Genomic DNA, 26336 nt, shown 5'->3' with positions numbered 1-26336 from the left:
TGCCTGGCACCCCCAGGGCTGTGCTCAGACCAGGACCAGAGAGTCCCGATGCACCAGCGGATGGGCATAGTGGGCGCCCAGTCGGCGGCGGAGCTCCTTGGTGTTTAGGCCCAGCATGTCCTGGGCCTCCTCGGAATCGTAGCCGGACAGGCCCTTGGCCACCTGGCGACCAGACGCATCGTGGATCCAGACAGGATCCCCGGCCGAAAACTCGCCCTGGACCGATCTGGCGCCAGCTGCCAGCAGGCTGGCCCGGCCGCCGCGCAGGGCTTTGACAGCCCCCTGATCCACCAAATAGCCGCCTCGGGGACGGGAGGCGAACTTGATCCAGAGCCGATGCAAAGAGCCCCGGGGATGGATGGGGGCGAAGAGGGTGCCCACCTGGTCGCCGGCCAGGGCAGGGCCTGCGAGGTCGGCGCAGGTCAGGACCACGGGCATGCCGGAGGCCGCAGCAATGCGGGCCGCCTCCAGCTTGGTGGACATGCCCCCGGTCCCCAGCCCGGAGACGGACCCCTGAGCATCCACCTGGTCCTTGATCGCTGCCACATCGGGCACGAAACCGATCCTGCGCGCCCCTGTCCTGGATGGGGGTTCAGTGTAGAGGGCATCCACGTCAGTCAGCAGGACCAGGGCATCGGCACTGACGATGTTGGCGATCAAGGCCGAAAGGTGGTCGTTGTCGCCGAAGCGAATCTCGTTGCTGGCCAGGGCATCGTTCTCGTTGACGATGGGGATGGCCCCCAGATCCAGCAGACGGCAGAGGGTGCGTCGGGCGTTGCGGTACTGGACAGCATGAGTGGTGTCACGGGCGGTGATCAGAATCTGGCCAACACGCAGGCCATAGCGGGCGAAGGCTATCTCGTACTGGGCCATGAGCAGACCCTGGCCCACCGAGGCCGTAGCCTGCTGGGTGGCCACGTCACCAGGGCGCTCATCGAATCCCAGGGCGCCGAAACCAGCTGCGATGGCCCCGGAGGTGACCAAGACCAGGCGAGCGCCGTTGACGGCCGCAGAGGCCAGGGCGCCCACCACCGAACGCAGGCGGCCAAGGTCCAGGTGCCCATGGAGATCGGTCAGGGAGCTGGATCCTACCTTGACCACCATGGTGCGGGCCTGGGCCACCCGGGAACGGACCGCGGCCTCGTCGGATCCCTCCCCTCCGGTCATTGCCCAGCCTCCTCCGAACCGGCGGCTTCCGCTTCTCCGCGCCCTAGCAGGCCCTGCCTGTCGTGGGGATCGTCGTCCACGGAGGGGTCGGCCCAGTGCCCCTGGCGCCGCTCTTGCTCCATGACCTGACGCACCGCCTGTCGGGCGTCCATCATCTGGTGGTACTGGCGACGGCGTTCGCTGTTGGTGCGGCGGCGGTTGAGCCCCTGGCTCTCCTCCAGACGCAGGTCACGGCCCCGGGCCACCTGGGGGGTGCCATCCAGCATTTCGGCGCCGGCCGCCACACTCGGATCCCAGTCGAAGGCCACCGCATCGTCGCCCGGACCGATGCGCACCTCGTCCCCAGGTCTGGCTCCGGCCTTGCACAGGGCATCCTCCACGCCCATCCGAGCCAGGCAGTCAGCCAAATAGCCCACGGCCTCCTCGTTGTCAAAGTTGGTCTGGCGAACCCAGCGCTCGGGCTTGGCTCCGCAGACCCTGAACCAGGTCTGTCCGGACCGGGTCTGATGCCGCTCAAGAGTGAAGTCCCCGGACTGGTCGGCATTCCTGCGCCGACGCTCCAGGGGGCGGATGACCACGCGCTCCTCATGCCTGGCCTCCTCTTGCTCACGCAGCTGCCTGCGCAGGCGATCCACCAGACCAGCCAGGTAGTACCCTAGTTCCTTGAGCCCCTGATGCGAGGCTGTGGAGACTATGAAGACCTTGAGACCCAGAGCCTCGAAGTCAGGACGCACGAATTCGGCCAATTCGCGAGCCTCCGGCAGGTCGGCCTTGTTGAGGATGATCACCCTGGGCCGTTCGGCCATGGGGATGACCCCCAGCGGAAGCTCCAGGCGGTCGGCATAGCGGGAAAGCTCCTCCTCCAGGGCCCGATAGTCGCTCATGGGGTCCCGATCAGGCTCCAGGGTGGCGCAATCGATGACGTGGGCGATGATCTCGGTGCGCTCGATGTGCCTCAGGAACTCCAGCCCCAGGCCCTTGCCCTGGGAGGCCCCCGGAATCAGCCCTGGCACGTCGGCCATGGTAAAGCGGCCCTCCCCTGCCTGGACCACGCCCAGGTTGGGCACCAGAGTAGTAAACGGGTAGTCGGCGATCTTGGGCCTGGCCGCGCTCATGGCCGCCACCAGGCTGGACTTGCCTGCGCTGGGGAAACCCACCAGGGCCACGTCGGCGATGGATTTGAGTTCCAGCACCAGGTCGCGTTCCTGCCCGGGATCTCCCAGCAGCGCGAAGCCGGGAGCCCGCCTGGCCTTGGTGGCCAGGGAGCGGTTGCCCAATCCGCCCACGCCACCCTGGGCCGCTACGAACCGGTCCCCCACATGAGCCAGGTCAGCCAGGCGCTCGCCCGGCTGCTTGCGCTGACCTTGGCCTCCCTTGGCGGTGAAGACCACAGTGCCCACCGGCACTGGCAGAATCAGATCCTGGCCGCGGCTGCCGTCCTTGTCGCCGCCCAGACCCATGGTGCCCGATTCAGCCTGGCGGTGCGGCAGGAAGCGGTAGTCCAGCAGGCTGGTGGCGTTGGCGTCGGCCTGAAAAATGACCGAGCCGCCCTGACCGCCGTCGCCACCATCGGGCCCGGCCAGGGGCTTGTACTTCTCGCGGCGGATGGAGGACGCCCCATTGCCGCCGTCGCCACCCTTGACATGGACGGTGACCTGATCCACAAATGCACTCATAGGGGCCCATGGTACTCAATCCTGTCTGACATGCGGCCCCTGAGAGCTGAATGCCCGGCATCCCCATACATTATGCAAAAGGCCACCCCTATGGCAGGGATGGCCCTTGGCCGATACCGATCAATCAGGCGGTAAGCACGTCAACAACCTTGCGGTCACGCCGGTTGGCGAACCGAACGGTTCCGTCCGTCAGGGCGAAAAGGGTGTGGTCCTTGCCCAGGCCGACGTTCTGGCCGGGATGGAACTTGGTGCCACGCTGGCGAACGATGATGTTGCCGGCCACTACGGCCTCGCCACCGAACTTCTTGACGCCCAGGTACTGTGCATTCGAATCGCGCCCGTTGCGTGAGCTGGACGCGCCCTTCTTATGTGCCATGTCTGGTTCCTTTCCTACCTCGGGCTAGGCCCTCAGGCGATGGCCGTGATCTTGACCACGGTCTGCTTCTGGCGGTGGCCCTTGCGGCGCGCCACACCGGTCTTGTTCTTGAACTTCTGGATGTTGATCTTGGGGCCCTTGGCCTCATCATCCACGACCTCGCCCTTGACGGAGATCTTGGCCAGATCCTTGGCGGCCATGGTCACCTTGGATCCATCGACGACCAGCGCGACCGGAAACTCGACCGACTCGCCCTTCCTGGCAGCCAGACGGTTGACCGTGATCTGGTCACCGACCTCGACCTTCTCCTGATGGCCTCCGGCCTTCACAATCGCGTACATAGCCCTACCTTGCCTGTTGTCCAAAGCTGTATGCGTCCGGCATCCGAGCCCTGCCATAAGATTGACGGACCCGTCCAAACACCAGCTAACCAGTATAGAAGCAAACACACCGCGTCGTCAAATGCGCCTGCCCCGCCGACAAAACGGAATTCAGTCTATGACTCCTTGGCGACATCCGCCGCCCCAGCCTGGGCATCGTCCTCGTCCGATGCCGCCTGGGCCGCCGCAGCGATCCTGGCCAGCTTGGCCTTGACTGCAGGTGTCGAGCCTGTGGACAAGGTCTCCTTGGAAGAGGAGCCATGCCCATGCTTGTTGGTCTTGACGAAGGGGTCGCCGCCCTTGACCGCGTATGGATCGGCATAGGAGGCGGAGATGGTCGGCTTGTCGTGGAGGATGAAGCCTCGGCCATGGCAGGTGGGGCACTCCTCGGAGAAGGCTTCGACCAGACCCTGGCCCACCCGCTTGCGCGTCATCTGGACCAGACCCAGGGAGGTGACCTCGGCCACCTGATGCTTGGTGCGGTCCCGGGCCAGGCACTCCACCAGGCGGCGCAGAACCAAGTCACGGTTGGCCGGCATGACCATATCCACATAGTCGATCATGATCATGCCGCCGATGTCGCGCAGGCGCAGCTGCCGGGCGATCTCCTCGGAAGCCTCCAGGTTGCAGCGGGTCACCGTCTCCTCCAGGGACTTGCCCTTGCCGATGAAGCGGCCCGTGTTCACATCGATGGTGGTCATGGCCTCGGTACGGTCGATGACCAGGGAGCCGCCGGAGGGCAGATAGACCTGACGTTCCATGCCCTTGCGCAGCTGACTGTCGATGCTCCAGCGGTCGAAGACATCCTTGCCCTGGTGCTCGGCCGGGTCCCAGTGCTCAAGTTTCTCCTCCAGGTCGGGGGCCATGGTCTCCAGGTAGTTACGGACCCGCTCATAGACCCTCTGGCCCTGGACCACCAGCTTGGCGAAGTCGTCGTTGAAGATATCGCGAACCACGCGGATGGCCACGTCCGGCTCGCCCTGCAGGAGCTTGGGGCGCTTACCGTGCAGGAACTCCTTGCGCTTGTCCTCGATCTTGCTCCACTGACGCTGCAGGTTCTCCAGATCCTTGGTCAGGGCCTCCTCGCTGGCCCCCTCGGCCGCGGTGCGGATGATGACGCCCATATCCTTGGGAGCCACCCTAGAGACGATGCTCTTAAGGCGGGAACGCTCGCGGTCGGGCAACTTGCGGCTGACGCCGGTCATGCCGCCCGAGGGCACCAGGACCAGGAAACGGCCGGCCAGCGTGACCTGCGAGGTCAGGCGGGCACCCTTGTGGCCGATGGGATCCTTGGTGACCTGGACAAGCACAGGATCGCCGGACTTGAAAGCCAGCTCAATCCGGCGGGGCTGGCCCTCCAGACGGGTGGAATCCCAGTTGACCTCGCCGGCATAGAGCACACCGTTGCGGGCCTGGCCGATGTCCACGAAAGCGGCCTCCATGCTGGGCAGGACGTTCTGGACCCGGCCCAGGTAGATATTGCCGACAGTGGAGACCTCCTGGATGTCGGAGACGTAATGCTCGACCAGGATGTCGTCCTCAATGACCGAGATCTGGGTATGGTGCTCCTTCTCGCGCACCACCATCAGACGGTTGACGTTTTCGCGGCGGGCCAGGAAGTCCTGCTCGACCAGCTGGGACTGACGTGAGCGCTCGCGGCGGTTGTCCCGCCGACGCTGCTTTTTGGCCTCCAGGCGGGTGGAGCCCTCCACATCGGTGATTTCGTCGATATATTGCTGCTTGCGGGAACGGCGGGCGCTGGGCTCCTCTGACTCGCCCTCGGCAGACTTGGAACCCCTGCGCCGGCGACGGCGACGGGTCAGCGGGGCCTCGTCCTCGTCATCCTTGTCCTTCTCCTGCTCGTGCCCGCGACGGCGGCGGCGAGTCAAAACGGATTTCTCGGAGTCCTCCTCATCGCTCTTGGCACGGCGGCGACGACGGGTGCGGGTGCCGGACTCCTGCTGATCCTCGTCCTGCTCCTGGTCCTCGTCGTTCACGAAGGTGATGCCCTCGTGGTCCAGATCCTCCTCGATGCGCTCCACCTCGTCGGCGGCCCTACGCTCCTCAGCGTTGAGCCTGCGGGAACGGCGCGAACCGCCCTCAGAAGTGTTCCTGGACCTGCTCCGGCGAGAGACCTTGGGCGATTGCTCGGCATCCTCGTCCTCATCATCCCGCTTGTCGCGCTCATCGTGCTCAGGCCGGGTGGCGGGGATGACGGGCTCCTGGAAGAGCAGGGATGTCATAGGACGGGGGCGGGAGGCGCGCGGGCGTTCATCCTGCTCTTCGGCCTTCCGACCTGACCTCTGACTACGGCCCGAGGTCAGTGCCTCCACAGCCTCAATGGCACGCTCCTGACGCTCCTGATCAGCCTCGCCCTCCTGGGTATGCACCTCGGTGCGTCGGCGGGCAGCAGTTCGGGTGCGACGACGAGTGGTCGTCCTGGTCGGCTTGGTCTCACTCTCATCCACCTGGACGTCCTGATCGGCCGCCTGATCCTCCTTGGGCTTGCGGGCGCGACGGCGACGGGTGGCAGAGGGCTTGGACTCGTCGTCTTCCTCCTTGGCCTTGCGGGAGGCCTTGCGCTTCTCAGCCTCGACCTTCACAGGCACGTCGGCACCAGCAGCACCGGCCACTCTGACCACACGCCGTCCAGCGCGGCGACGGGTGCCGGAACCAGCGGTCTGGTCGACCTGCCTTTCCTGTCCATCCCTGATAGCGGACCTATTATCCTGGGTATCCTCAGTATTCGTTTTTTCGGGCACAATGCTCCTTGCGGCACGCCGCCTCGCGCCGCTCTCACGGTTCCGATCCGTCCTCACGCTGCACTCTCACTGCAGCCGCGCACCTGCGTGCGCCCGATCGAAACGCCTTGGCAAAAAGTCTTCCTGACGCAGGCGGACACCGACGCCCACACGGATCACTGGGTCTCCGTCCGGGGGGATCAACGCCTACGCTGCAAGTGGTCAGGCAGAACCACCGTCCTCTAGTATGTCACAGATCAGCGGCTACCAGGTCCATTGAGCCATTCGACCAGTATGGCTTCCAGCCGAACCAGGTCATCCAGGGGCACCTGTTCGTCGGCCTTGTGGGCCAGCAGGGGATCCCCCGCCCCCAAATTGACGGCTGGTAGGCCAAGGGCTGAAAACCGCGCCACATCGGTCCATCCCAGCTTGGCGCGAGGCTGCTGACCTGTGGTTCGGGCGACCAGGTCCGCCAGCGAACGCGCCCAAGGCGAGTCCAGACCAGGACGGGCCGCGGGCGATTCGTCGCACATGCGCACCGAAAATCCCTGGAAAACTCCGCCCAGAGCCATGTGTTCACCATTGCCCAGCTCAGCGCCCGTCCGCTGACCCATCATCAGCTCCTTGGCCTGGGCCAGGCTCTTGTCGGGGGCGAACCGGTAATTGACATGCACCCGACAGCGGTCGGGGATGACGTTGGTGCCCAGGCCGCCCTCGATCATGGTGGCGTTGAGCCCCTCCCGATAGTCCAGGCCATCCACCTTCACCGTGGCCGGATGGTACTGCTCCAGCCGGTCCAGAATGGGCGCGGCAGCGTGGATGGCATTGCTGCCCATCCAGGCCCGGGCGGAGTGGGCCGTCGTGCCGTGGGTGATCAGATCGAAACGCATGGTTCCGTTGCAGCCAGCCTCGATGGCGCAGTCGGTGGGCTCGCCGATGATGGCGAAATCCCCGCGTACCCAGTCAGGATGGGCAGCCACCACCCGGCCCAGCCCGTTCAGATCGGCCTGAACCTCCTCATGGTCGTAGAAGACGAAGGTCAGGTCATAGACCGGCTCCTGCAGAGTGAGCGCAAGGTGGAGGAAGACGGCATCCGAGGCCTTCATGTCGGCGGTGCCCCGGCCGTACAGCACCCGGGAACCGGGGTGGGCGGCGGCCAGGTCAGCGCGGATGTCCGGAGCGCCGGGCTCCAGCCAGCGCGGGGGCAGGTTCCCATCCACGGGCACGGTGTCCAGATGCCCGGCAAGGACGATCCGGTGGGGACGACCCAGCTGTGTGGAGGCCACCACCGTGTCGCCCAGCCGCCGGACCAAGAGATCAGCCCGTGAGGACAGGGCCCTTTGGACGGCATCGGCCAGGGGGCCCTCCTGACCGCTGACCGAGGGCAGGGCGGTCATGGACTCCAGTATTCTTGCCAGGGCCTGGGCAGGTTCGGCCCCTCGGACGCCGGAGAGAAGATCAATATCCGTCTGTACGTTCTTGGCCATAGTGCCATGCTAGCGGGCCGAAGGAGCGCGGATGGACCTACAGCCGCAAGCATGATGCCCGGGTGGCACAATGGGGACGACGGAAGCGGTGGCCCTCCGCCTGGGAGGCCGCCGTCCACCATGCGAGACGAGGAGGATGCCGGAGTGCCTGGACTGCTCAGTGCCATGGAGGGGTTCTTCATCATCGGTGTGGTCATAGCCGTGGGTTATGTGGCCGCCCGCTTCGATGTTGGCGGTCCCACGGCCCAGTTGGTGCTCAACAAATACTCATTCTTTGTGTCAACGCCCTGCCTGATGTTCGCCATCCTCTCCAAGCAGAAGCTGTCGATAATCTTCCACCCCAGCATCATCGTGGCTTTCCTGTCGGCGGCGGCTGTGGGACTGCTCTTCGTGGCCCTGAACGCAGCCAGCTTCCACCTGCCAGCTGCAGAAGCCACCATCGGCGCCCTGGACTCCCTCTATTTGAACTCCAACAACATCGGGCTGCCCGTAGCCACCTATATTCTGGGCAATCCCTCACTGGTGGCACCCATCCTAGTCATGCAGCAAGCCCTGTTCACCCCAATCGGGCTGACCGTCCTGGACGCGACCACCTCTGGCAAGCTCTCGGTCAAAACCATACTCAAGCAGCCCCTGAAGCAGCCCATCCTCATCGGCTCCATAGGCGGCATAGTGGTCTCGGCCATCAGCGCCCAAGCCGGTCGTTTCATCATCCCCGACTTCGTCTACAAGCCCATCGACATGATCGGACAGTCGGCCGTGCCCATGATCCTCATGGCCTTTGGCATGTCACTGCGGGGTTCACGGCCCATGGGCCGGGGCGCCGACCGTCGTGCCACCCTCTGCGCGGTGATCCTGAAGAATCTGGTCATGCCCATAATCGCCTACCTGCTGGCCCGGTTCATGATGGGCTTCAGCGGAGCGGAACTGTACGGGTGTGTGGTTCTTGCGGCCCTGCCTACAGGCCAGAACGTCTACAACTACGCGGCCCGCTACGAGGTGGGAACCACCTTCGCCAGGGACGGCATCCTGCTGAGCACGATTAGCTCGCCCGTGGTCATCGCCTTGGTTGCACTGCTCCTGAGCTGACACGCCGGACCAGGCCTTCTGCTCAGCCTTCGGCCGCCAGGGTCTCCAAGTGTTGCCGGAAGTGCGGCCAGTCCCGTCCGAAGGCCTTCAGAAGGGGCAGGCCGGCGACCTTGTCCAGATCCACCCATTCCAGGGCAATGCTCTCATCGTCATTCATGCGAGGCTCTACCTGGTGGCCGGGACGCTCGAAAGCCAGGATGGTCGTGTAGCCCCAGGGGCCGTGGTCCTCCAGGTAGGAGCCCACAACCTGAATGTCCTCCGGGCGGATGTTGGCCTCCTCATAGCTCTCGCGCAGGCCGCCCTCCAGGGGATTCTCCCCGTCGGAGATGGCACCGCCAGGCACACCCCAGGTGCCTCCCTCGGCGCTCCAGCGGGCCCGGTGCTGCAGAAGCACGCTGACCGGCGCACCCGTGCGGGCATCGAGCCGGGCCAGCAAGACTCCGGCAGCCCCGTTGAGCCCCCAGTGCCGCTTGCCGCAGGCGCAGTTCACCCATCCATCGCCAGGCTGATGGACGTTTTCCACGGGGGCGACCAGGCCTTCAGGACCACGCATCGATCCGTCTGCCCCCTGCCGCTTGGGCAGGACCCATCGGGCCCACAGGTCAGGCCAGGAGACACCCAGCTCTTGGGCCAGGGCGCGCAGAGTGGGCATGCTCAATCCCATTACCCCGCTGGGATCGCCCTGGATGCCTTGGATGAAAGCGCTGCCCAATCCTTCCAGGGTGAAGGATCCGGCCACCTCAAGGGGCTCGCCGGTGGCTGTATAGGCCTGCATGGATGCCCGGTCATAGTCTCCGAAGGTCACTTGAGCGCTGCTGACCGCTCGGGCCCGTCGGCCGGTGGCCAGATCAATCAGACAGTGGCCGGTGACCAGGGTGCCGGTTCGGCCACGCATGGCCATCAGCCGCTTTAGAGCACGCTCCGGCTGGTGAGGCTTGCCCATGACGGCGCCGTCCATGCTGAAAAGCGAGTCACAACCCAACAGGAGAGGTCCGCGTCCGGCGCCGAACATCCCGCCCCAGGACCCGATGACCCGGCCCATGGGATCCTTGGAGGATGCATCCGGATCATTCTGTCCCAGAGGCCTGAACGTGACCAGATCGCCCCGCGAGCGCCTCTCGGCATCCTTGACGGCATCCATGGTGCCTTGGACAGCCGAAGCCTTGGCCTCAGCCAAGACGCTGACCCGTTCGCGCACATCCAGGTCATCCGGGCGACAACCCAGTTTACGAGCCCGTTTCGCCAGCACAGCCGGCTCATCCACCTTTGAGGGTCGGATGATGGGGTCAATGCCCGCCTGGATCAGGAGCCGATGCCTGGAGGGAGAGGATGAGGCCAGGATGAGCGGGATATGCCTGTCTTCAACGTTCACGATTGCCTTCCTGATCCCGTTCCACCTGGACCCCCTTGCGATCAACGTCCAAAGATAGGATCCGCCAACGGCCGGAATCCAAATAGTCCTTGGCAAGGGTCCGCAGCTCATTGTCAGCATCCCCGTAATGCAGGACGATAATGCAGGGCCCGGCTCCAGAGACCGCCGCCGCATAACCCTGACGACGCAGGAGCTGCAGTAGCTTGGTTGAGGAGGGCATGAGCCCGGCCCGGTATGGCTGATGGAGCCGGTCCTGGGTGGCTACGAAGAGCAGCGCATTGGCCTTTGCGGCCTGTTGGGCTGCGTCAGTTCCCAAGTCATCCAGTGACCCAGGGTTCAGAGCGCCGGGAATCAGGGCAGCCCGTGACAGGTTGTGAACGGCATCCGCATAGGGCACCTGGTTGGGCAGGGCCTGTCGGGCCTTCTGTGTAGACAGATGGGCACCGGGAACAAAAACCGTGGCTTTGACGGCTGGGGCCACCTTGTAGCGCAGGGTGTGGTAGCCGCCCTCCAAGGGCGCACCCCCGGCGATGGGCAGGGAACCCACCCCCTCGCCCGTGGCCAGATCATAGGAGACGGTCAGCCCCCCGTAGACAGCTGGCGCCACGTTGTCGGGATGCCCCTCGATCTGGGCAGCCAGCGCAAAGACGGCATCACGGCGCAGGGAACCGGCATGGGCGAAGGCCGCAGCCGCAGCGATCCCGGCCACGATGGCCTCGGCGCTGGATCCCAAACCCCTGGCCTGGGGAATCCGGTTGACGGCGCGCATGATGAAGCCGAACCTTGGCAGCCCGAAGACCTGGCAGGCCCGCCTGAAAGCGGAGACGACCAAATGGGTCTCATCTCGGGGCAGGGTCCGCTCCCCCTCCCCCTTGATGACCACATAGGCGGTGGTGTCGCCCGTGTCCACGGAACGGGTGAAGACGATCTCGTCATGGTAGTCCAGCGCCAGGCCGACCGCATCGAAACCTGAGCCCAAGTTGGCGCTGGTGGCTGGCACACGCACCCGAACAGTAGACGGGCCCTCAACGGCTGCGGTCATCATTGGGCCTGCCGATCGAAGACGCGCAGGATGGACGCCTGCCCGGTGACCGAGTCAAAGGCGGAGATCCGTTCGACCACCCGCCGCAGAGTCACCTCGTCGCACAGGTGCGTGACCACGCGCAGTTGCTGAATTTCGCCGCTGTAGCCCGGGTCATGCAGGGTGGGCTTGATGTCCTGGTTGACTCCATTGATGGAGATGCCCGCCTCGGAAAAGACCTGGGCGATGGCCGCCAGCACGCCGGGTTTGTCGTGAATCAGAAAACGGACGGCGAAGGCGGCACGGGATGAATTCAACGGAGCCATGGGGATATTCGCGTACATGGGAACCCGCGGGCCCATGCCATGCTGGAATATGTGGCGAGCCTCGGTGACTACGTCCCCCACAACCGCTGATGCCGTGGGCGCTCCGCCGGCACCCCGACCATAGAACATGAGGTCGTCAGCGGCCTTGGCGGTGACGAAGACCGCGTTGAAACTGCCATGGACCGAGGCCAGAGGGTGGCTGTCGGGGATCAACGCCGGGTAGACCCGGGCGGAGATGCCCTGTTTGCTGCGTTCGGCCACGGCCAGAAGCTTGATGACCCGGTGCTCGGTCCGTGCGGCCGCGATATCGTCAGCGGTGATGGCGCGGATACCCTCCACGGGAACATCATCCAGGCGCACATCGGTGTGGAAGGCCAGCGTGGCCATGATGGCAGCCTTGGCGGCTGCATCCAGCCCGTCCACATCGGCAGTGGGGTCCGCCTCAGCAAAGCCCTTGTCCTGGGCATCGCGCAAGGCCTGATCGAATTGAAGACCCTTGGTGGTCATCTCATCCAGAATGTAGTTGGTGGTCCCGTTGACGATGCCCACCAGGCTGGTGATGACGTCGCCCACCAAGGACTCGCGCAAGGGCCGCACAATGGGGATGGCCCCGCCCACGGCCGCCTCGAAGTAGATGTCGACGCCCCGCTTCTCGGCAGCCTGGTAGAGCTCAGGGCCGTGCTGGGCAAGCAGGGCCTTGTTGGCGGTGACCACGCTGGCGCCAGACTCGATGGCCTTGAGCAGCAGGGTGCGGGCCGGCTCCATGCCGCCGATCAGCTCGATGACGATGTCCGCCCGGGTGACCAAGTCCGCTGAGTCTGTGGTCAGCAGGGACGGATCAATCCAATCAGCCTTGACCTTGTCAGGATTGAGGACAGCGATACCCACCAACTCCAGGGGACGACCCACTCGGCTGGCCAGGTCCTGGCTCTGCTCCACCAGGAGGCGAGCGGTCTGGGAACCTACGGTCCCTGCCCCTAGAAGTGCTATGCGGATAGGCCTGAGGGCCTCCTGCTGTTGCGCATTCTTGGGCATATGGATCCTCCATCCGCCCCAACGGGGCCGGTCACCGTGTGTTGCTCCATCTTAGAAAGCCAATCCGACACCCGTATCCACACCAACGGCCGCTTTCATCCGAAGCGGGATTCATCCTTGGTCCAAGGACAGCAAGTCATCCATGGTTTGCCGCCGCAACATCAGATGGGCGCCGGACTGGTCCAGGCCCACCACAGGAGGGATCAGGGCCTGGTTGTAGTTGCTGGCCATGGTTCGCCCGTAGGCGCCGGTCACCGGCACCAGGAGCAGGTCACCCCGGCGGATGTCCGCCGGCAGAGGCACATCCTGCACCAGGATGTCCCCCGATTCACAGTGCTTGCCCACCACACGGACCTGGATCCGGTCCCCGCTTCCATGCCTGTTGGCCAGGACAGCGGTGTATTCGGCACCGTAGAGGGCCGGACGGATGTTGTCGCTCATGCCTCCGTCAACTGAAACGTAGGTGCGCACGCTTCCGTCAGACAGGGGGACGGGCTTGACGGTGCCCACCCGGTACAGGCTCATGCCGCAGGGTGCCACAATCCAGCGGCCGGGCTCGAAGGCAATGACTGGCATGGGCATGCCCAGACGACGGTTGATGGCGACCATGTCGGCTCCCAGACTGGTCAGGGTCTGGTCCAGATCCATTCGATCCTCATCCGGAGTGTAGGGCACGGAGAAGCCTCCCCCCAGATCCACCTCGGGCATCAGGTATCCGTCGGTGGCCCAGAAGGTGTGCCGCAGCAGCATCATGCGCCGGGCGGCCTCGATGAAGGCCGAGGAATCATGGATCTGGGACCCGATATGAGTATGGATGCCCACCAGTTCCAGTTCCCGCTCGTGGGAGCGAATCTCCTTGAGCATCGCGATGGCCGGTCCGTCAGCCAGGACGGACATGGCCTTGATCCGGGCGGGATCAGACGGTCCAGCAGTCCCGTCGGCAACCGAATACAGGGCTGAAGAGGAGGGCGAGAGCACGGAATCGCCAGGAGCCGAGGAGCCGTTCCCTTTCGTGGCCGCCGAAATCGCTGCCCCAGCCCGTTCGGAGGAACCAGGCTCAGGCCCAAGGTCCAGCAGACCTACGTCGGTTCCCTGGGGCAACAAGGGGATGCCGAACTTCTGATCCTCGTGGGCAGTGGAAATATATTCGTGACCGCCGGCATGCACGCCCACAGTCACCCGGAGCATGACCTTGGCGCGACGCCCATGGGCCCTTGCAGCAGCGGCAATCCGGGCAGGCTCGTCAGGCGCATCGATGACGATGGCCCTGTAGCCCTCCCTTACAGCCAGGTCGATCTCTTGATCGGACTTGTTGTTGCCGTGCAGGACCAGGCGGCGGCCAGGTGCGCCGGCAGCACGAGCGATCAGCATCTCGCCCAGGGAGCAGGTGTCGATATCCAGCCCCTGGCGCAGCATGATCCGCACGGTCTCCTTGCTGAGGAAGGCCTTGCCGGCGTAGCTGACCCTGGTGGTCGCACCACCCAGGTCGCGCAGAACCGCCTGGCGGAAGGCCGAGGCCCGTTCCGTCATCATCGCGGTATCCATCAGATAGATGGGAGTGCCGTAGAGCTTGGACAGATCACCCATGGAGCACCCGTGTATGGTCAGCATGCCCTGGCTGTCCCGCTTCAGAGCTCCGGGCCAGAAACCTTCGGGCCCCAGCCCGCACATCCCTGTTTCCATCGACGACCTTCCAGTGACCTTGAGGGTTTACATACGGTCCGGGGCCTGGACGCCCAGCAGACCCAGACCATTGGCGATGACCTGCTGCACGGCGTCATTGAGCCGCAGACGCGCCGCCGCACGAGCTGGCTGCGGGTTCCTGTCCTCATCCTTATCCAAATCCGCGCTGCCAGTAGGCTCCATGGGCACCACACGCTCCAGGTTGTACCAACGGTGATAGACCCCAGCCAGCTGCTCCAGGTAGTGGGCCACCCGATGGGGCGCCTTCTGATCGCCGGCAGTCTGAACCACATTGGGATAAAGGGCCAGGACACCCAGGACATCATTGTCGGCGGCAGTGTCCAGCAGCGACAGATCGGCCCCGGACCGGTCGATGCCCGCCTGGGCTGCGTTCCGATCCACATTCCTGGAGCGGGCGTGCGCGTACTGCACGTAGTAAACGGGGTTGTCGTTGGTGTGCGAGGCCAGCAGGTCCAAGTCGATGTCCACGCTCTGGTTGTAGTCGGTGCGGGCCAGGGAATACCGGGCAGCATCCACGCCCACGGCATCCACCAGGTCGTCGATGGTGACCACGTTGCCTGCCCGCTTGCTCATGCGCACGGTCTGACCATCCTTGATGACGTTGACCATCTGGCCGATCAAGATCTGCATGTTCACGCCTGGAGTATCACCGAAGGCCGCGCAGATGGCCATCATCCTGCCGATGTAGCCGTGATGGTCGGCACCCAGCATGTAAATGGCTTCATCGCAGGGATCCTTGGCCCTGCGCCGCTTGTCCAGGTAGTATGCGATGTCGGCCGCCACATAGGCTGCGTGGCCGTCGGACTTGATGATCACCCGGTCCTTGTCGTCGCCGTAGGTAGTGGAGCGGAACCAGGTGGCCCCGTCCTTCTCGAAAATGTCGCCCTTGGCCCGCAGCTCGTCAATGGCCCGGTCCACCTGGCCGGACTCATACAGGCTGTTCTCATGAAACCAGACATCGAAATTGACCCGGAAGTCGCGCATGGACTGCTGGATTTCGGCGAACATCATGGGCACAGCCCGGGTGCGGAAGGCCTCGCGCTGGGGGCTGTCACCCTCGGCACCGTCCTCGTCGCGCACTCTGGGCATGGCCAGGATGTCCTGCCCTTCGTCGGCAGCTTCCTTGACCACTCGAGAGGCAATCTCGTCAATATACGAACCCTTGTAGCCGTCAGCAGGCACAGGTTCGCCGTGGGCCGCCGCCACCAGCGAACGGGAGAAGCGGTCGATCTGCGTGCCATGGTCGTTGAAGTAGTACTCCCTGACCACCTTGGCTCCATTGGCCTCCAGGACACGGGCCATGGAGTCGCCCACAGCCGCCCACCGTGTGCCGCCGATATGGATGGGACCCGTGGGGTTGGCCGAGACGAATTCCAGATTGAGCGTGCGCCCGTTCAGGTGATCGTTGCTCCCATAGGCTGGGCCCGCCTCCAGGACTGCATCGACCACAGCGGCCGCCGAAGCCGAATCCAGGGTTATGTTGATGAAGCCGGGGCCGGCCACATCCACCTGGGCGATCCCCTCGGCCTCTCGCAGTGCCTCAGCCAGAGCCTGACCCAGTTCGGCAGGCCTCATGCCAGCCTTCTTGGCCAGCTGCATGGCGATGTTGGTGGACCAGTCCCCGTGGGAACGGTCCTTGGGGCGCATGATCGCCAGATGGTCGGCGTCAGGAACCATGTCGGGCTCCAGGCTTCCCAGGCGGCCTGACTGGGCCATCTGGACGGCGGTCGAAGAGATGATACGGGCAAGTGCTTCAGGACTCATGACCCCAAGTCTAGCGACATCGGAGACCAGTAGCCGGCCTGTCTCAGGCCAGAGCCACGACCTCGATCTCGACCAGGGCCCCTTTAGGGATGTCCGCACCGCCAAAGGCCACGCGGGCCGGCCGCACCGAGCCGATGAAAACCTGGGAGTAGGCCTGGTCCACCTGGGTGAAATCCTCCACCCGCCGCATAAGAATGGTGGCCTTGACCACCTTCTCCATGCCGGTGCCGGCTGCATCCAGGATGTTCTTGACGTTCTTCAGGGCCTGGGTGGCTTGGTCAGCCGCAGTGCCCTCCACCAGCTCGCCGGTGTCCGGGTCGATGCCCAGCTGTCCGGAGACAAAGACAAAGCCCCCGGCCTTCACAGCCTGGCTGTAAGCCCCCAAGGCCCGGGGCGCATAGGGCGTGCCGATCTTTTCCGGTCCGTCTTCCATGAGTCCGTCCTTTCTTCAGGTCCGCCGCACCCATGCCGGGCCGAAGCCCCGGGCGGACACCGTCCACTATAGGAGTCCCCGCCCGGCAGAAGCGGCACCAGTCTCAGCCCTTGCGAGCCTCCTGACCCATCCAGTAGGCCAGGGAGCGCAGATCGCCGGCCTCGTAGGTCTTGACGAATTGCTCGACCTGGTCCGGATCCGAGCAGGTCTCCGGGAACCGCATGTAGCGGGTATCCAAAGGGCTGGCTCCTGTCAGCTTGACGTCAATGACCGAAGATCTGTCGGCCTTGCGAGCCTCGGAGAAGGCGTGGCGGGCATCGGCCACCGTGCGCACTGTAAAGCCCAAAGCGCCCATGCCCTCACCGACCTTGGCCCAGTCAGTGTCGGGCAGATCCACTCCGCTCAGGGGCTGGTGGCTGTCGTCGCGCTGCTCGGCCTCGATGTAGCCCAGAGAACGGTTGGAGAAGACCACGTTGATGACCGGGGCATTGTATTTGACCTGGGCCAACACCTCCTCGCCGAGCATGGCGAATCCGCCGTCGCCGCTCAGGGAGTAGACGGTCGATTCCGGATGCTCCAGCTTGGCAGCCAAGGCAGCCGGCACGGCGTAGCCCATGGTGGCATGCTTGCCGGAGACGGTCCAGCGGTTGGTCGGCTTCAGATGCAGCAGACGCAGGAAGTCAATGTCCACATTGCCCACGTCAGGGATGACAATGTCATTGTCCTCAAGCTGCTGATCGATGACGTGGTAAACAGGCTCGGGCCGCAGGGGTGTGCGGGTGTCTTCGTTAAAGGAGGCCAGCCACTGGTCCCAGTTCTCCTTGCTGCGCAGGCAGGCCCTGTAAAATACGGACTCCTCTTGGTCCTGGCCAGCGGCGGTTATTGCCTTGAGGGCCTCGCGGGCATCGGCTTGGATGGCCAAGACTACGTTGGCCTGGAAGCGCTTGCCCAGCTTGACCGGGTTCAGGTCGATCTGGATGACCTTGGTGCTGGGAGTGACGAACATGGACCCGAAGGGGTTGTCCGAACCCACCCAGACCGTCAGATCAGAAGTGTAGATGGCCTCCGTGGCGGTCTTGGTGGCCACACGGCCGGCCGACTGCAGATAGGCAGGATAGGTGTCCTCCACAATCCCCTTGCCCGGGAAGGTGGAGACCATGGGCATCTTGAAACGCTCGGACATGGCGACCAACTCATCGCGGGCCCCGGCAGCGCCTTGACCAAAGTAGAGCAACGGAGCCTTGGCGGACTGAATGGTCTCCACCGCCTTGCCGACCTGGTCGGCCGCGGGCTTCAGAGGCTCCGGCTCGCGGAAGTTAGACGCAGATGCCACCGGGCGGTCGTCAATCTCGGCCCAAGCCAGATCCTTGGGAATGATGACCACGGAGACCCCGTGGCTGGCGTAGGCGCGGCGGATGGCCTCGTCTACTAGGGCAGGCAGCCCCTGAGCGTTGGTGGCGGCCCGAGCGAATACGGCCACATCGGTAAAGATAGGCACCTCATCCATGGCCTGGAAGAAGTCCATGTTCATAAAGGCCTGGGGCACCTCGCCCACCAGGGCCAGCACCGGCACGCCGTCCTCACGGGCATCATAGAGGCCGTTGAGCAGGTGGACAGCCCCTGGGCCAGACGAGCCGAAGCAGACGCCAATCCGGCCAGTCAGCTTGGCTTCGCCGGCAGCGGCCAGGGCTCCGGCCTCCTCATGACGGACCTGGATAAAGTCGATGTGCTCGCGCTCGTTGTGGATGGCATTCATCATGGAGTCGAAGGAACCGCCGGGCAGGCCATAGATCCGCGGCACCCCCCACTGCTCCAGGACGTGAAGAACAGCATCCCCTGCATTGATTCGATTGGCCATGCGAACTCCTTTGCTTCACCGGGAAAGGAGGCTCCGCCACAATGCGGAAGCGTCGGTCCTCCCCAACGTTTGGTCTTACCCTTTCACTATGGCACCTGAAATCGTGGAAGCAAGCGGGCCAAGGGCCATGTTCCTCAAAAGCTTAGTGATTCACCGCACATATTCGCGACGCATAGCGTGCGCTCATTTCATTCAGTAGGTGCCATGCTCATGATCCCGGGCACAATGACAGACGGGGGTCATATAAAGAAAAACCCCGCACTCTTACTCGTTGCAGGGGTTTCATCCTGGTGGGCTCGAAGGGATTCGAACCCTCGACCTTCTGTTCCGGAGTTAGATGGTAGACTGTTTTTCATGGGCGGAAGCAAGCCAATCTCAGGTTCAGAAACGTTGGAATAACGCCATTTTAGAAGAATCAGTATCCAATCGGTACCCAGTCAGTGTACGATTGGATACCGTACACATACCGTACACAGGCAGGATACGAGGATGGGACGAAGCTCCACAGGCAGATACCGGGCACGCGCATACAAAGACAGGCATGGACAGACAAGATACAGAGCAGTAGTCCCCATCGGCTACTACCCAAGCGGCAAGCCCAAAAGCAAGACCGTCACCGCCACCACATACAGGGTATGCCAGACCAAGCTCAATGCCCTTCTCAAGGAGATACAGCAGCACGGTGCACCGACCGACTCGCGTATCAGGCTGGGAGAGTATGCAGCCAAGTGGCTTGACCAGCGCCACCATGAGGTGGACCCCAAGACCTACGCCGAATATCAGACCGTAATCACCCGACATCTTAAGGACTATGCCTACCTGCAGCTGTCATCGGTCGTGCCCAGCACCATCCACGACATCCTCAACAACGCCAGTGCCTATACGCAGAAGGGCGAGGTCAAAGGGCCTGCGGGGGTCAGTCTGAAGAAGCAGATACGCACCTGCCTGAACCAGATCATGCAGAGTGCGGTGGCCGATCGTCTTATCCCAAGCAACCCCGTCATCGCCGTCAAGCCGCCCACCAACAAGGACGCAGTGGACAAGCGCGGGGCCTTCAGCGTGCCAGAGATCAAAGCCATGCTGGACGCAGCATCGCATATGGGCGTCACCGAGGGTGCGATCTGGTGGTGGAGGCTCCTCACCGGCATGAGGCAAGGCGAGATACTAGGAGCCACCTGGGCGGACTATAATCGGCGTACCAATATATATACGGTGTCGTGGAAACTCCAGACTGTCCCTAGGGACCACGGCTGCGGAGACCCCATCGACGGTGAGTATCCCTGCGGGAAACACAAGGGAGGATTGTGCCCGCAGGCCCGATGGCGCATCCCGGACGGGTATGACATGCGTCACCTGTCAGGCTCCTACGCGCTCACCAGACCGAAAAGCCAGACCGGCAGAGGCGTGCCCATCGTGCCCCCGCTCCAAGAGGTCATGAGCCGATACCGTAAAGCCACAGCCACACGTCCAAGCCCATACGATCTCATCTTCTGCCACCCAGATGGGTCACCTATCGGCTCCAAGGAAGACATGGCCGCATTCCGCGCCCTCATGCGTCTTGCCGGCATCAACCCCGCCGAGCATACCGGCCATGAGACGCGGCACAGCGTGGTCACGCTCCTGGCATCCCAAGGCGTGGACTTCCAGCTCATCCGCGAGATAGTCGGCCACTCCTCAGACGCGATGGTGGAGCACTATCGTCATGCGGATGATGCCGAGCGTCTGAAAGCCATGGAGACGCTGGACGAGAGCCTGGGCCTGGAGCAGATCGGGTGGAGCGGCGAGTAGGCCCTACTTGTATTCTCGCTCCAGGTCTCTGACTGTCTTCTCGGTGGCTCCGTACCTGATGGCGGCCATGTCGGCGCGGATCTGCTGGTGGAGTCCTGCGAGCCTCTCCCTCTCCTGCCTGCTTAGGCCTGGCTGCTGCTCCTGGTCGATGACCTGGTCGAGCCGCTTGTGCAGGAGGATGGTGAGGCGCTCGCGGCGGTCCTCCGGCGCGGGGATGTACGAGGGGTGGTTGTCGGGTATCTGGCTGATGTCATCGGGGATATAGGGCATATGGGGCATGATAGCGGGCTTTTCTGGTGTCCGCTGTAGGCATCGCGCAGTTGCGACACGCCCGAAAATAGCATGAGTTGCACTGTGCCCACGCTGTGCTACATTTATAGATGTCAGCAGGAAGCAAGGGCTTCCCGCTTAGCAGAAAGGCTAAAGATCATGACCAGCACTACATACACCGACAGCTTCGCTTCCATCATCGACAAGACGGCTCCTGACTTCCGGTACATCATCGCCACGGCGGCCGGCGACTTCGCGGATGACTTCGATATCGACCAGGCGGTGGCCGACTACGTGGACGAGCTCAACAAGGCCGTCACCCCCCTGGGTGTGGATGTGACCGCCAGCGGCATCGCCACCTGCGAGGCCGGGGCCGACATCGACCGCGAGGCCGTCGCGCAGGCGGCCAGGGATGTGGACGTCGATGGCATCCTTCAGCGCAACGACAAGACCAAGGAATCATGACTCCAGCGGAGTTTAAGAGCACACGCGAGTCGCTTCACCTGACGGTGAAGTGGCTCGCCACCCATATGCGGGTGCGCCGACAGAGCGTGCAGCGCTGGGAGAACGGGCGGGTCCCCATCCCCGACTCGGTGCAGTCCGCCCTGCATGATCTGGAGGTCTTCACCAAGACCGCGATCGACGAGGGCGTGGCGGCCGGGCGGGACCCGCTGCCGGTGCCGCGCCTGGATGAGAACGGGCCGCAGGTCATGCCGCCGGCCTGGCACCGGATGGTGGCCAAGCAGGTGGCCTGCCAGACCGGGGCGCGCATCGTGTACGAGGACGACGATGAGTAGAAGGAAACGCACTCCAAAACTGACTCCCATATGGCTGCCCTACATCAGGGACCGGCTTGCGGCATGGGAGAGCAGCCACGGGATAACAATCACGGCCGTCGACAGGATGCTGGCCCGGTCATGGGACGCGGGCGACATGCTGCGCACCTCACCGGTGTGGTGGGTGAGCCGGGACATGACGACCCTGGCCACGGACACAGCCCAGGCCGGAGACCTCCCCGAAGTGGAACCTCCCAGCGACAAAGGCTTCATTGTCTTCCAGGACGGGCTTCCCTGCCCTCCCTTGGACTGCTTCCCGGACGGGGTCACCTGCACGGTTGACGCGCTCGCATGGACCGTCTTCAGAAGCACGGATCCCTCCGCCGGCAAGCCCTGGAGAGTCGACACCGAGATCTTCACCAGGGAGCAGGCCTTCATCGACGTGTGCGACCCGCGGCTCCCACTCGGCCGCGTGACGCTCCCGGATGGCGTGCGACTGGATCTGCTTGCCGACATCCTGACTGCCGTGTGGGCTCTGAGCGGGCAGCCCACGATCAGCGAGAGCCGTACGCCGAAGGTCACCCCGCTGGACCGGGTGCCCGCCCGGTACGCGCGCGAGGAGATCCCCAAGGTGAAGATGCTGATCCTGCGGGAGAACCTCCACCGTCCAGGACAGGCGGCCGAGCCTGGCGAGAAGACCCGCGAGTACACGCACCGGTGGATCGTGCGCGGATTCTGGCGTGAACAGCCCTACGGCAAAGACCACGCGAAGCGCCGCCGCCAGTGGATCCCGCCCTATGTGAAAGGGCCGGCCGACAAGCCCCTCATCAGGAAGGAAACCGTGCGCATATGGCGTCGATGATGAGCATGGACGAGCTGATCGCCCTGCATGTGGCCGGCCTGGCACCCAACACGCGCAAATACTGCCGGTCCCATCTGGCCGACTGGCTGCGCTGGTGCCATGAAAACCTGATAGACCCGTGGAAGGTGGGCCACGAGCACATCGAGCTGTACGGACGCTGGCTGCGCGAGACGATGGGGTACTCCGTCGACACCCAGTACGGGGCCATGGGCATAGTCAGCAGACTGTACACCGACGCCTACCATCGCGGCCTGATCGACAGGGACCCCGCCCCGCTCGTGCGCCGTCCGCGCAGACGCACCCACTCGGAAGGCACCTGGCTGGACCGGGACCAGGCCAGCACCCTCCTGGACGCGGCCGAGCAGGACCAGGATCCCAGACTCGGCGCGCTCATCTGCCTCCTCCTGCTCAACGGCCTGCGCATCAGCGAGGCGCTGGGATTGGACATCGAGGACTACAAGCACGGGGATCCGCCCATCCTCCACCTGCATCGCAAAGGCGGCTGGGAGCAGAACGTCGCCATCAGCCCGCGCACCGCACACGCCCTGGACCGGCTTATCGGCCGCCGACGCTCCGGCCCGATCTTCCTGGGCAGAAAAGGAGACCGCCTCACACACAGGTGCATGATGAGCATCTTCGACGCGCTCACCGGGCCCCTCGGGCTCAACCGGATCACCCCGCACAGCCTGCGCCGCACCTTCGCCACCCTGTCCAGGGAGGCCGGCGTGCCCGACCAGGACATCATGGCCGCAGGCGGATGGGCGCACAAGCAGATGCTCGACTACTACGACATGACCCACCGCGCAGTCCAAGGCAAAGCCACCAACACGCTCAGCCAATACCTCGCATAAGGAAGGCCCAGCCGAGTGGGCTTCATTGAGAGGCAGGGCGGGGGACGACGTGGAATAATGCAAAGAGGATAGTGCACAGCAAGGATGGCCTGTTCCCCTCAAGGGGGAGCAAATCAACCTCGCTTTTGAGGCGTAGTTTTATTCTCTTCTTCTTTCCATATTTTGTGCAGCTCTTCCACCTCAACTTCAAAGAGGTCAGGCATAAATGGATGAGACGGCTCAACAGGGCCGGTCTGCCCAGGTTCTTCCATTATAATCGTCCCGAAACTCGCTGACCGCCGGTATCGCTCTATTTTCTCAGCCAATCCGACCGGGAGCGTTTCAGTATCTTTAAATTCTCGGCCTACCGGGTATATTCCCTTGATGGTCTGTTGCTCTTCAGAAGTCAGCAGAGGCCACCATTTCCTCACATCGCGGATGAGCTCTTCGTCAAACGGCTTATATTGATTGTCCATAACATAAGCATAGCCCTAAATACAAAAATCGCCCCCGTTCCGGTCTCCCGGAACAGGGGCGAAATGATAGTGGGTTACTTGCCTGTGGTTGCCTTGGCTTGGCTGACGCCGATGCAGGCTGCTATGAGCAGCCCGAGCGCGTTGAGCGTGGTCACGATCGCGTCCACATGGGGCAGGCCCAGAGTCGGGCCGACCGTGTTGGCGAAGACGGCCAGTGCGGGCAGGAGCACCAGGGCGGCCCATTTGAGCGTCTGGTACACCTTGTCGGGCAGCAGGTAGCCGTGATCCTGGCCCGCTGGATTCGTATCGGTCATGATTTTCACCTCCTTAATAGTTGAGGGTTTCGCCCGGGTAGATGAGGCCCGGGTTGCCGGACCGGTAGCCGTGGATCTGGCCTTGTGGTATGCCGAGTCGGGCTGCGATGCCGGAGAGCGTGTCACCCCGGCGCACGGTCACGGACCGGCCGCCGCCATGGCCTCCCCCGGTGGCGAGGCGCTGGCCGGGGTAGATCGTGTACGGTGGCCGGATGCCGTTGAGTTGTGCCACGGTGGGCCAGGAGCCGCCGAAAACGGCGCTCATGCAGTCGCCGGGGCGCACCACGTACACGCCGGAGCCCGTGCCGCCGCCCGAGCCGCCTCGCAGCCGTTCGTTGACCACGGCCATGACCTCCGCATACCGGTTGCCCAGGAGGGCATGCCTTTGCGGGTCGTTGCCGTAGTCGCCGCGGATGACCGCAGTGGCGATGGTGTTGGCGTCACCGACAGGAGCACCCTGAGCGGGTGTGGGCGACGGGGTGACCGGGTTGGGCTGGGTGCCGACCGGGGCGTTCGCATACTTGGCCCAGGTCGCCGCGTCACCGTAGAACCAGTTGACGTCCACTGCATTGCCCACGCCGGGCACGTGCCCCGAAGAGGAGTACTGCCAGGCGGCGGCGAAAGGCCAGGGGGCCACCGAGTAGGGCGGGGCTCCCGGGTCGCGCAGCCGCTCCCCTTGGTAGCCTCGCGGATAGCCGGCCACCCACAGCCCGTAGTCGGCTTCCGCCACTGCCCTCCAGTCGCCTGCCGTGATGTTGGAGGCCTGCATGTAGATGATCGGCTTGGTGCCCCAGTAGGCGGACACCCGGTCAAGCCACCGCTTCGCCCACGCCGTGTTGCCCCGCTGGGATGCTGGCGGCTCCCAGTCCAGGAAGGGGATCACCCCCGCGTGCACCAGGCCACGAGCGTTCGCCTGGGCGTTGAAGAAGTCTGCCTCGGCCTCCGGGCTGTTGCCGTACTCGGGGCGCGCGTACCCGTAGGCACCGATGCGCAGGCCCGCGGCGCGGTTGGCCTGAAGCTGGCAGTCGGCTGCCGGGTTGACGTATCCGGTCCCCTCGGTGATCTTGGTGATCGAGAATGAGGCTCCCGAGGCCCTGGCGGCCTGCGCGTTGTAGCAGCCCTGCCAGGACGCGTTGTCGAAACCCGCGTCCGCGTAGGCGACTCCAGGCGTGAGCATGGCCAAGGCGGCCAGCACCCCGATGCCAATACGAGCGTACCGGGGCTTGGCCCGCGCATGGCGGGCATGAGATAAACGCATGCATATCCTCCTTTGTGTAGGCATGAAAAAAGCCACCCGGATGGGTGGCAAAGGCAGTTGACGGGCTAGTCAGTCCACGGCGGGCAGGGTCTTCAGCTCCTCGTACAATTTGGTCCCCGTCCCATTACCGCCCAGCCGGTGGTAGGCGAGGTAGACGCGCTCGGCCTCATCCATGACCGCCACAGGGATACGCCCGAGCGGCACGTACTTGGCGTGGATCTCCAGCAGCTCGGCCCGCAGGAGCGTGCGCAGGCCCGCCTCCATGGCCTGGTCGCGCGCCTCCTCCCTGCGATGGCTTTTCAACAGCCAGCCGCAGGCCCCGCCGATCGCGGTCAGGAGCATGGGGATCACCGCCTCCACCAGGGCCATCAGCAGGTCAGACACTCGGCAGCCTCCTATCAGAAGGGCATCAGGTCGGCGCACAGGCTGTTCGCCCCGCCGCCGATGTTGACTCCGGCGCTTGTCCGCCACATGATCACATCGCCAGCGTCCAGCCATTGCAGGGTGGGCGGCATGGCCTGGCTAAGCCAGGTGTTGGCGCTGGTGCTGAAATCAGCGATATAGCCCTCGCCGTAGGAGGTGATGGACTTGCTGGCCTGGTCGTACACGCCCAGGCTGACGGTCGGGGTGCCCGACCCGCCGATGTTGATCGACCCGTAGACCAGCCAGTACCCTGACACGGGTATGCGCAAGCCTGCCGCCTGCAAGGCCGGCGCGATGACGGCCGGCTGGTCGCCGTAGCGCGTCTGGGCCGACCTGAAGGATATCTCCCAAGCGCCGGCATGGTCGGCGTAGCCGCCCCAGGCGTGGAGGCTGACAGGAAGCCTGACCCCCCGGGCCCATATCGACCCGGCATCCAGATGCAGGCCATGGCTGCCGCCCAGATGCACGTCGTCACCAGTAATGCCTACAGTTTTTGCGATCACAGAAGCTGTATTTGTTGTATCACTAATTGTTGCGGTAAATTCAGGTTGTTGTGGACTTGTTCCCACAAACAATTTTGATTTTATTGTATTGCCAGACTTTTCATGTTCGCCCCATATCAGCCAATAAGGGTGATTGGGATCATCGCCAATTCCTTGTAAGCCGCCTACATTCGTTCCTTGAATGGTTGTCTGGCTCAGCTGGATCCTGTCCCCGCTGGACGCGGTCTGCACCCCGCCCACCGTCTGCACGCCGTCCTGGGACGCGCGGAACAGGTACCGGCCCTGCCGGTCCTTGGCCCAGAAGCCCGACGAATCGAAGCCCACCAGCCCGTCCGAGGTGGCGAAGCTGCCCGACTTGACGATGGCGGCGGCCAGCGTGCCCACGTCGATCTCGTCCGCCTTGACTT

At 64.1% G+C, this 26336-nt stretch carries 25 protein-coding genes; 6 read left to right on the top strand and 19 right to left on the bottom strand.

What is annotated here, in order from left to right:
- Positions 1-24 precede the first annotated feature (24 nt).
- The 6 genes from proB to dapE all read right to left on the bottom strand — a co-directional run bounded on the left by proB (position 25) and on the right by dapE (position 7827).
- Complete coding sequence (proB, locus tag J3T93_RS00125; protein ID WP_267430096.1) at positions 25-1167, bottom strand: glutamate 5-kinase; 1143 nt, start codon at positions 1165-1167, stop codon at positions 25-27.
- The gene (obgE, locus tag J3T93_RS00120) at positions 1164-2843 is read right to left on the bottom strand and encodes a GTPase ObgE (protein ID WP_267430095.1); all 1680 of its coding nucleotides are present in this window, start codon (positions 2841-2843) and stop codon (positions 1164-1166) included. The genes proB and obgE overlap by 4 nt, the downstream gene beginning before the upstream one ends.
- 124 nt (positions 2844-2967) lie before the next feature.
- Entirely contained in the window at positions 2968-3219 is a 252-nt protein-coding gene (rpmA, locus tag J3T93_RS00115; protein ID WP_015022457.1) for a 50S ribosomal protein L27, read from the bottom strand.
- A gap of 32 nt (positions 3220-3251) precedes the next feature.
- Positions 3252-3560: a 50S ribosomal protein L21 gene (rplU, locus tag J3T93_RS00110; RefSeq protein ID WP_024626855.1), complete on the bottom strand. Its 309-nt coding sequence runs from the start codon at positions 3558-3560 to the stop codon at positions 3252-3254.
- 155 nt (positions 3561-3715) lie between these two features.
- Positions 3716-6361, bottom strand: a complete 2646-nt coding sequence (locus tag J3T93_RS00105) for an Rne/Rng family ribonuclease (protein WP_416378805.1) — start codon at positions 6359-6361, stop codon at positions 3716-3718.
- 236 nt (positions 6362-6597) lie between these two features.
- A complete protein-coding gene (dapE, locus tag J3T93_RS00100) occupies positions 6598-7827 on the bottom strand; it encodes a succinyl-diaminopimelate desuccinylase (protein ID WP_267430094.1) in 1230 nt (409 codons plus the stop codon).
- Between the two features lie 144 nt (positions 7828-7971).
- Between dapE and J3T93_RS00095 the strand changes: the two genes are divergently transcribed.
- Positions 7972-8916, top strand: a complete 945-nt coding sequence (locus J3T93_RS00095; protein ID WP_220237465.1) for an AEC family transporter — start codon at positions 7972-7974, stop codon at positions 8914-8916.
- A gap of 22 nt (positions 8917-8938) precedes the next feature.
- Here J3T93_RS00095 and J3T93_RS00090 read toward each other — a convergent pair whose 3' ends face one another.
- From J3T93_RS00090 to spxB, 7 genes are all read right to left on the bottom strand, one after another.
- Entirely contained in the window at positions 8939-10288 is a 1350-nt protein-coding gene (locus J3T93_RS00090; protein WP_267430093.1) for a Maf family nucleotide pyrophosphatase, read from the bottom strand.
- A complete protein-coding gene (gene thrB, locus J3T93_RS00085; protein WP_267430092.1) occupies positions 10278-11330 on the bottom strand; it encodes a homoserine kinase in 1053 nt (350 codons plus the stop codon). Before thrB ends, J3T93_RS00090 begins: the two co-directional genes overlap by 11 nt.
- Positions 11330-12670 (bottom strand): homoserine dehydrogenase, encoded by a 1341-nt coding sequence (locus J3T93_RS00080; RefSeq protein WP_267430091.1) that lies wholly within the window; start codon positions 12668-12670, stop codon positions 11330-11332. Before J3T93_RS00080 ends, thrB begins: the two co-directional genes overlap by 1 nt.
- A gap of 111 nt (positions 12671-12781) precedes the next feature.
- Entirely contained in the window at positions 12782-14353 is a 1572-nt protein-coding gene (locus J3T93_RS00075) for a diaminopimelate decarboxylase family protein (protein ID WP_267430090.1), read from the bottom strand.
- Positions 14354-14380: 27 nt separating this feature from the next.
- On the bottom strand, positions 14381-16138 hold the full coding sequence (gene argS, locus J3T93_RS00070; RefSeq protein ID WP_267430089.1) for an arginine--tRNA ligase: 1758 nt from the start codon (positions 16136-16138) through the stop codon (positions 14381-14383).
- Positions 16139-16181: 43 nt separating this feature from the next.
- On the bottom strand, positions 16182-16571 hold the full coding sequence (locus J3T93_RS00065; RefSeq protein WP_267430088.1) for a Rid family detoxifying hydrolase: 390 nt from the start codon (positions 16569-16571) through the stop codon (positions 16182-16184).
- A gap of 103 nt (positions 16572-16674) precedes the next feature.
- Complete coding sequence (gene spxB, locus J3T93_RS00060) at positions 16675-18429, bottom strand: pyruvate oxidase (protein WP_267430087.1); 1755 nt, start codon at positions 18427-18429, stop codon at positions 16675-16677.
- Between the two features lie 489 nt (positions 18430-18918).
- Here spxB and J3T93_RS00055 point away from each other — a divergent pair, with 489 nt between their 5' ends.
- Positions 18919-20217: a tyrosine-type recombinase/integrase gene (locus tag J3T93_RS00055; protein ID WP_267430086.1), complete on the top strand. Its 1299-nt coding sequence runs from the start codon at positions 18919-18921 to the stop codon at positions 20215-20217.
- Between the two features lie 3 nt (positions 20218-20220).
- Here J3T93_RS00055 and J3T93_RS00050 read toward each other — a convergent pair whose 3' ends face one another.
- Complete coding sequence (locus tag J3T93_RS00050) at positions 20221-20487, bottom strand: hypothetical protein (protein ID WP_267430085.1); 267 nt, start codon at positions 20485-20487, stop codon at positions 20221-20223.
- Positions 20488-20646: 159 nt separating this feature from the next.
- Here J3T93_RS00050 and J3T93_RS00045 point away from each other — a divergent pair, with 159 nt between their 5' ends.
- Genes J3T93_RS00045 through J3T93_RS00030 form a run of 4 tightly spaced genes read left to right on the top strand, consistent with a single transcriptional unit; the run spans position 20647 to position 22976 of the window.
- Positions 20647-20952, top strand: a complete 306-nt coding sequence (locus J3T93_RS00045; protein WP_267430084.1) for a hypothetical protein — start codon at positions 20647-20649, stop codon at positions 20950-20952.
- Positions 20949-21284, top strand: coding sequence for a helix-turn-helix domain-containing protein (locus tag J3T93_RS00040; RefSeq protein ID WP_267430083.1), 336 nt, complete (start codon positions 20949-20951; stop codon positions 21282-21284). Before J3T93_RS00045 ends, J3T93_RS00040 begins: the two co-directional genes overlap by 4 nt.
- The gene (locus tag J3T93_RS00035; RefSeq protein ID WP_267430082.1) at positions 21277-22125 is read left to right on the top strand and encodes a hypothetical protein; all 849 of its coding nucleotides are present in this window, start codon (positions 21277-21279) and stop codon (positions 22123-22125) included. The genes J3T93_RS00040 and J3T93_RS00035 overlap by 8 nt, the downstream gene beginning before the upstream one ends.
- On the top strand, positions 22113-22976 hold the full coding sequence (locus J3T93_RS00030) for a tyrosine-type recombinase/integrase (RefSeq protein ID WP_267430081.1): 864 nt from the start codon (positions 22113-22115) through the stop codon (positions 22974-22976). The genes J3T93_RS00035 and J3T93_RS00030 overlap by 13 nt, the downstream gene beginning before the upstream one ends.
- Before the next feature lie 113 nt (positions 22977-23089).
- On the opposite strand, the gene J3T93_RS00025 is transcribed toward J3T93_RS00030, so the two are convergent.
- The 5 genes from J3T93_RS00025 to J3T93_RS00005 all read right to left on the bottom strand — a co-directional run.
- On the bottom strand, positions 23090-23431 hold the full coding sequence (locus tag J3T93_RS00025; protein ID WP_267430080.1) for a hypothetical protein: 342 nt from the start codon (positions 23429-23431) through the stop codon (positions 23090-23092).
- Positions 23432-23505: 74 nt separating this feature from the next.
- A complete protein-coding gene (locus J3T93_RS00020; RefSeq protein ID WP_267430079.1) occupies positions 23506-23745 on the bottom strand; it encodes a phage holin in 240 nt (79 codons plus the stop codon).
- A gap of 13 nt (positions 23746-23758) precedes the next feature.
- Positions 23759-25003 carry a GH25 family lysozyme gene (locus J3T93_RS00015; protein WP_267430078.1) on the bottom strand — a complete coding sequence of 415 codons (1245 nt, stop codon included), beginning with the start codon at positions 25001-25003 and terminating at the stop codon, positions 23759-23761.
- Positions 25004-25072: 69 nt separating this feature from the next.
- Positions 25073-25387: a hypothetical protein gene (locus tag J3T93_RS00010; protein WP_267430077.1), complete on the bottom strand. Its 315-nt coding sequence runs from the start codon at positions 25385-25387 to the stop codon at positions 25073-25075.
- Positions 25388-25401: 14 nt separating this feature from the next.
- On the bottom strand, positions 25402-26336 hold a 935-nt coding region (locus J3T93_RS00005), incomplete at its 5' end, for a hypothetical protein (protein ID WP_267430076.1).

The organism is Bifidobacterium sp. B4111 (genome assembly GCF_026537235.1).
Lineage (GTDB): Bacteria > Actinomycetota > Actinomycetes > Actinomycetales > Bifidobacteriaceae > Bombiscardovia.
Note: the sequence above shows the minus strand (reverse complement) of the source record. Positions and strands in the feature narration are given on the sequence as shown.

Coding starts and splice junctions, on each gene's coding strand:
- proB (WP_267430096.1), bottom strand. CDS start 1,167: ATGACCGGAGGGGAGGGATCCGACGAGGCCGCGGTCCGTTCCCGGGTG.
- obgE (WP_267430095.1), bottom strand. CDS start 2,843: ATGAGTGCATTTGTGGATCAGGTCACCGTCCATGTCAAGGGTGGCGAC.
- rpmA (WP_015022457.1), bottom strand. CDS start 3,219: ATGGCACATAAGAAGGGCGCGTCCAGCTCACGCAACGGGCGCGATTCG.
- rplU (WP_024626855.1), bottom strand. CDS start 3,560: ATGTACGCGATTGTGAAGGCCGGAGGCCATCAGGAGAAGGTCGAGGTC.
- dapE (WP_267430094.1), bottom strand. CDS start 7,827: ATGGCCAAGAACGTACAGACGGATATTGATCTTCTCTCCGGCGTCCGA.
- thrB (WP_267430092.1), bottom strand. CDS start 11,330: ATGACCGCAGCCGTTGAGGGCCCGTCTACTGTTCGGGTGCGTGTGCCA.
- J3T93_RS00080 (WP_267430091.1), bottom strand. CDS start 12,670: ATGCCCAAGAATGCGCAACAGCAGGAGGCCCTCAGGCCTATCCGCATA.
- J3T93_RS00075 (WP_267430090.1), bottom strand. CDS start 14,353: ATGGAAACAGGGATGTGCGGGCTGGGGCCCGAAGGTTTCTGGCCCGGA.
- argS (WP_267430089.1), bottom strand. CDS start 16,138: ATGAGTCCTGAAGCACTTGCCCGTATCATCTCTTCGACCGCCGTCCAG.
- J3T93_RS00065 (WP_267430088.1), bottom strand. CDS start 16,571: ATGGAAGACGGACCGGAAAAGATCGGCACGCCCTATGCGCCCCGGGCC.
- spxB (WP_267430087.1), bottom strand. CDS start 18,429: ATGGCCAATCGAATCAATGCAGGGGATGCTGTTCTTCACGTCCTGGAG.
- J3T93_RS00055 (WP_267430086.1), top strand. CDS start 18,919: ATGGGACGAAGCTCCACAGGCAGATACCGGGCACGCGCATACAAAGAC.
- J3T93_RS00050 (WP_267430085.1), bottom strand. CDS start 20,487: ATGCCCTATATCCCCGATGACATCAGCCAGATACCCGACAACCACCCC.
- J3T93_RS00045 (WP_267430084.1), top strand. CDS start 20,647: ATGACCAGCACTACATACACCGACAGCTTCGCTTCCATCATCGACAAG.
- J3T93_RS00040 (WP_267430083.1), top strand. CDS start 20,949: ATGACTCCAGCGGAGTTTAAGAGCACACGCGAGTCGCTTCACCTGACG.
- J3T93_RS00035 (WP_267430082.1), top strand. CDS start 21,277: ATGAGTAGAAGGAAACGCACTCCAAAACTGACTCCCATATGGCTGCCC.
- J3T93_RS00030 (WP_267430081.1), top strand. CDS start 22,113: ATGGCGTCGATGATGAGCATGGACGAGCTGATCGCCCTGCATGTGGCC.
- J3T93_RS00025 (WP_267430080.1), bottom strand. CDS start 23,431: ATGGACAATCAATATAAGCCGTTTGACGAAGAGCTCATCCGCGATGTG.
- J3T93_RS00020 (WP_267430079.1), bottom strand. CDS start 23,745: ATGACCGATACGAATCCAGCGGGCCAGGATCACGGCTACCTGCTGCCC.
- J3T93_RS00015 (WP_267430078.1), bottom strand. CDS start 25,003: ATGCGTTTATCTCATGCCCGCCATGCGCGGGCCAAGCCCCGGTACGCT.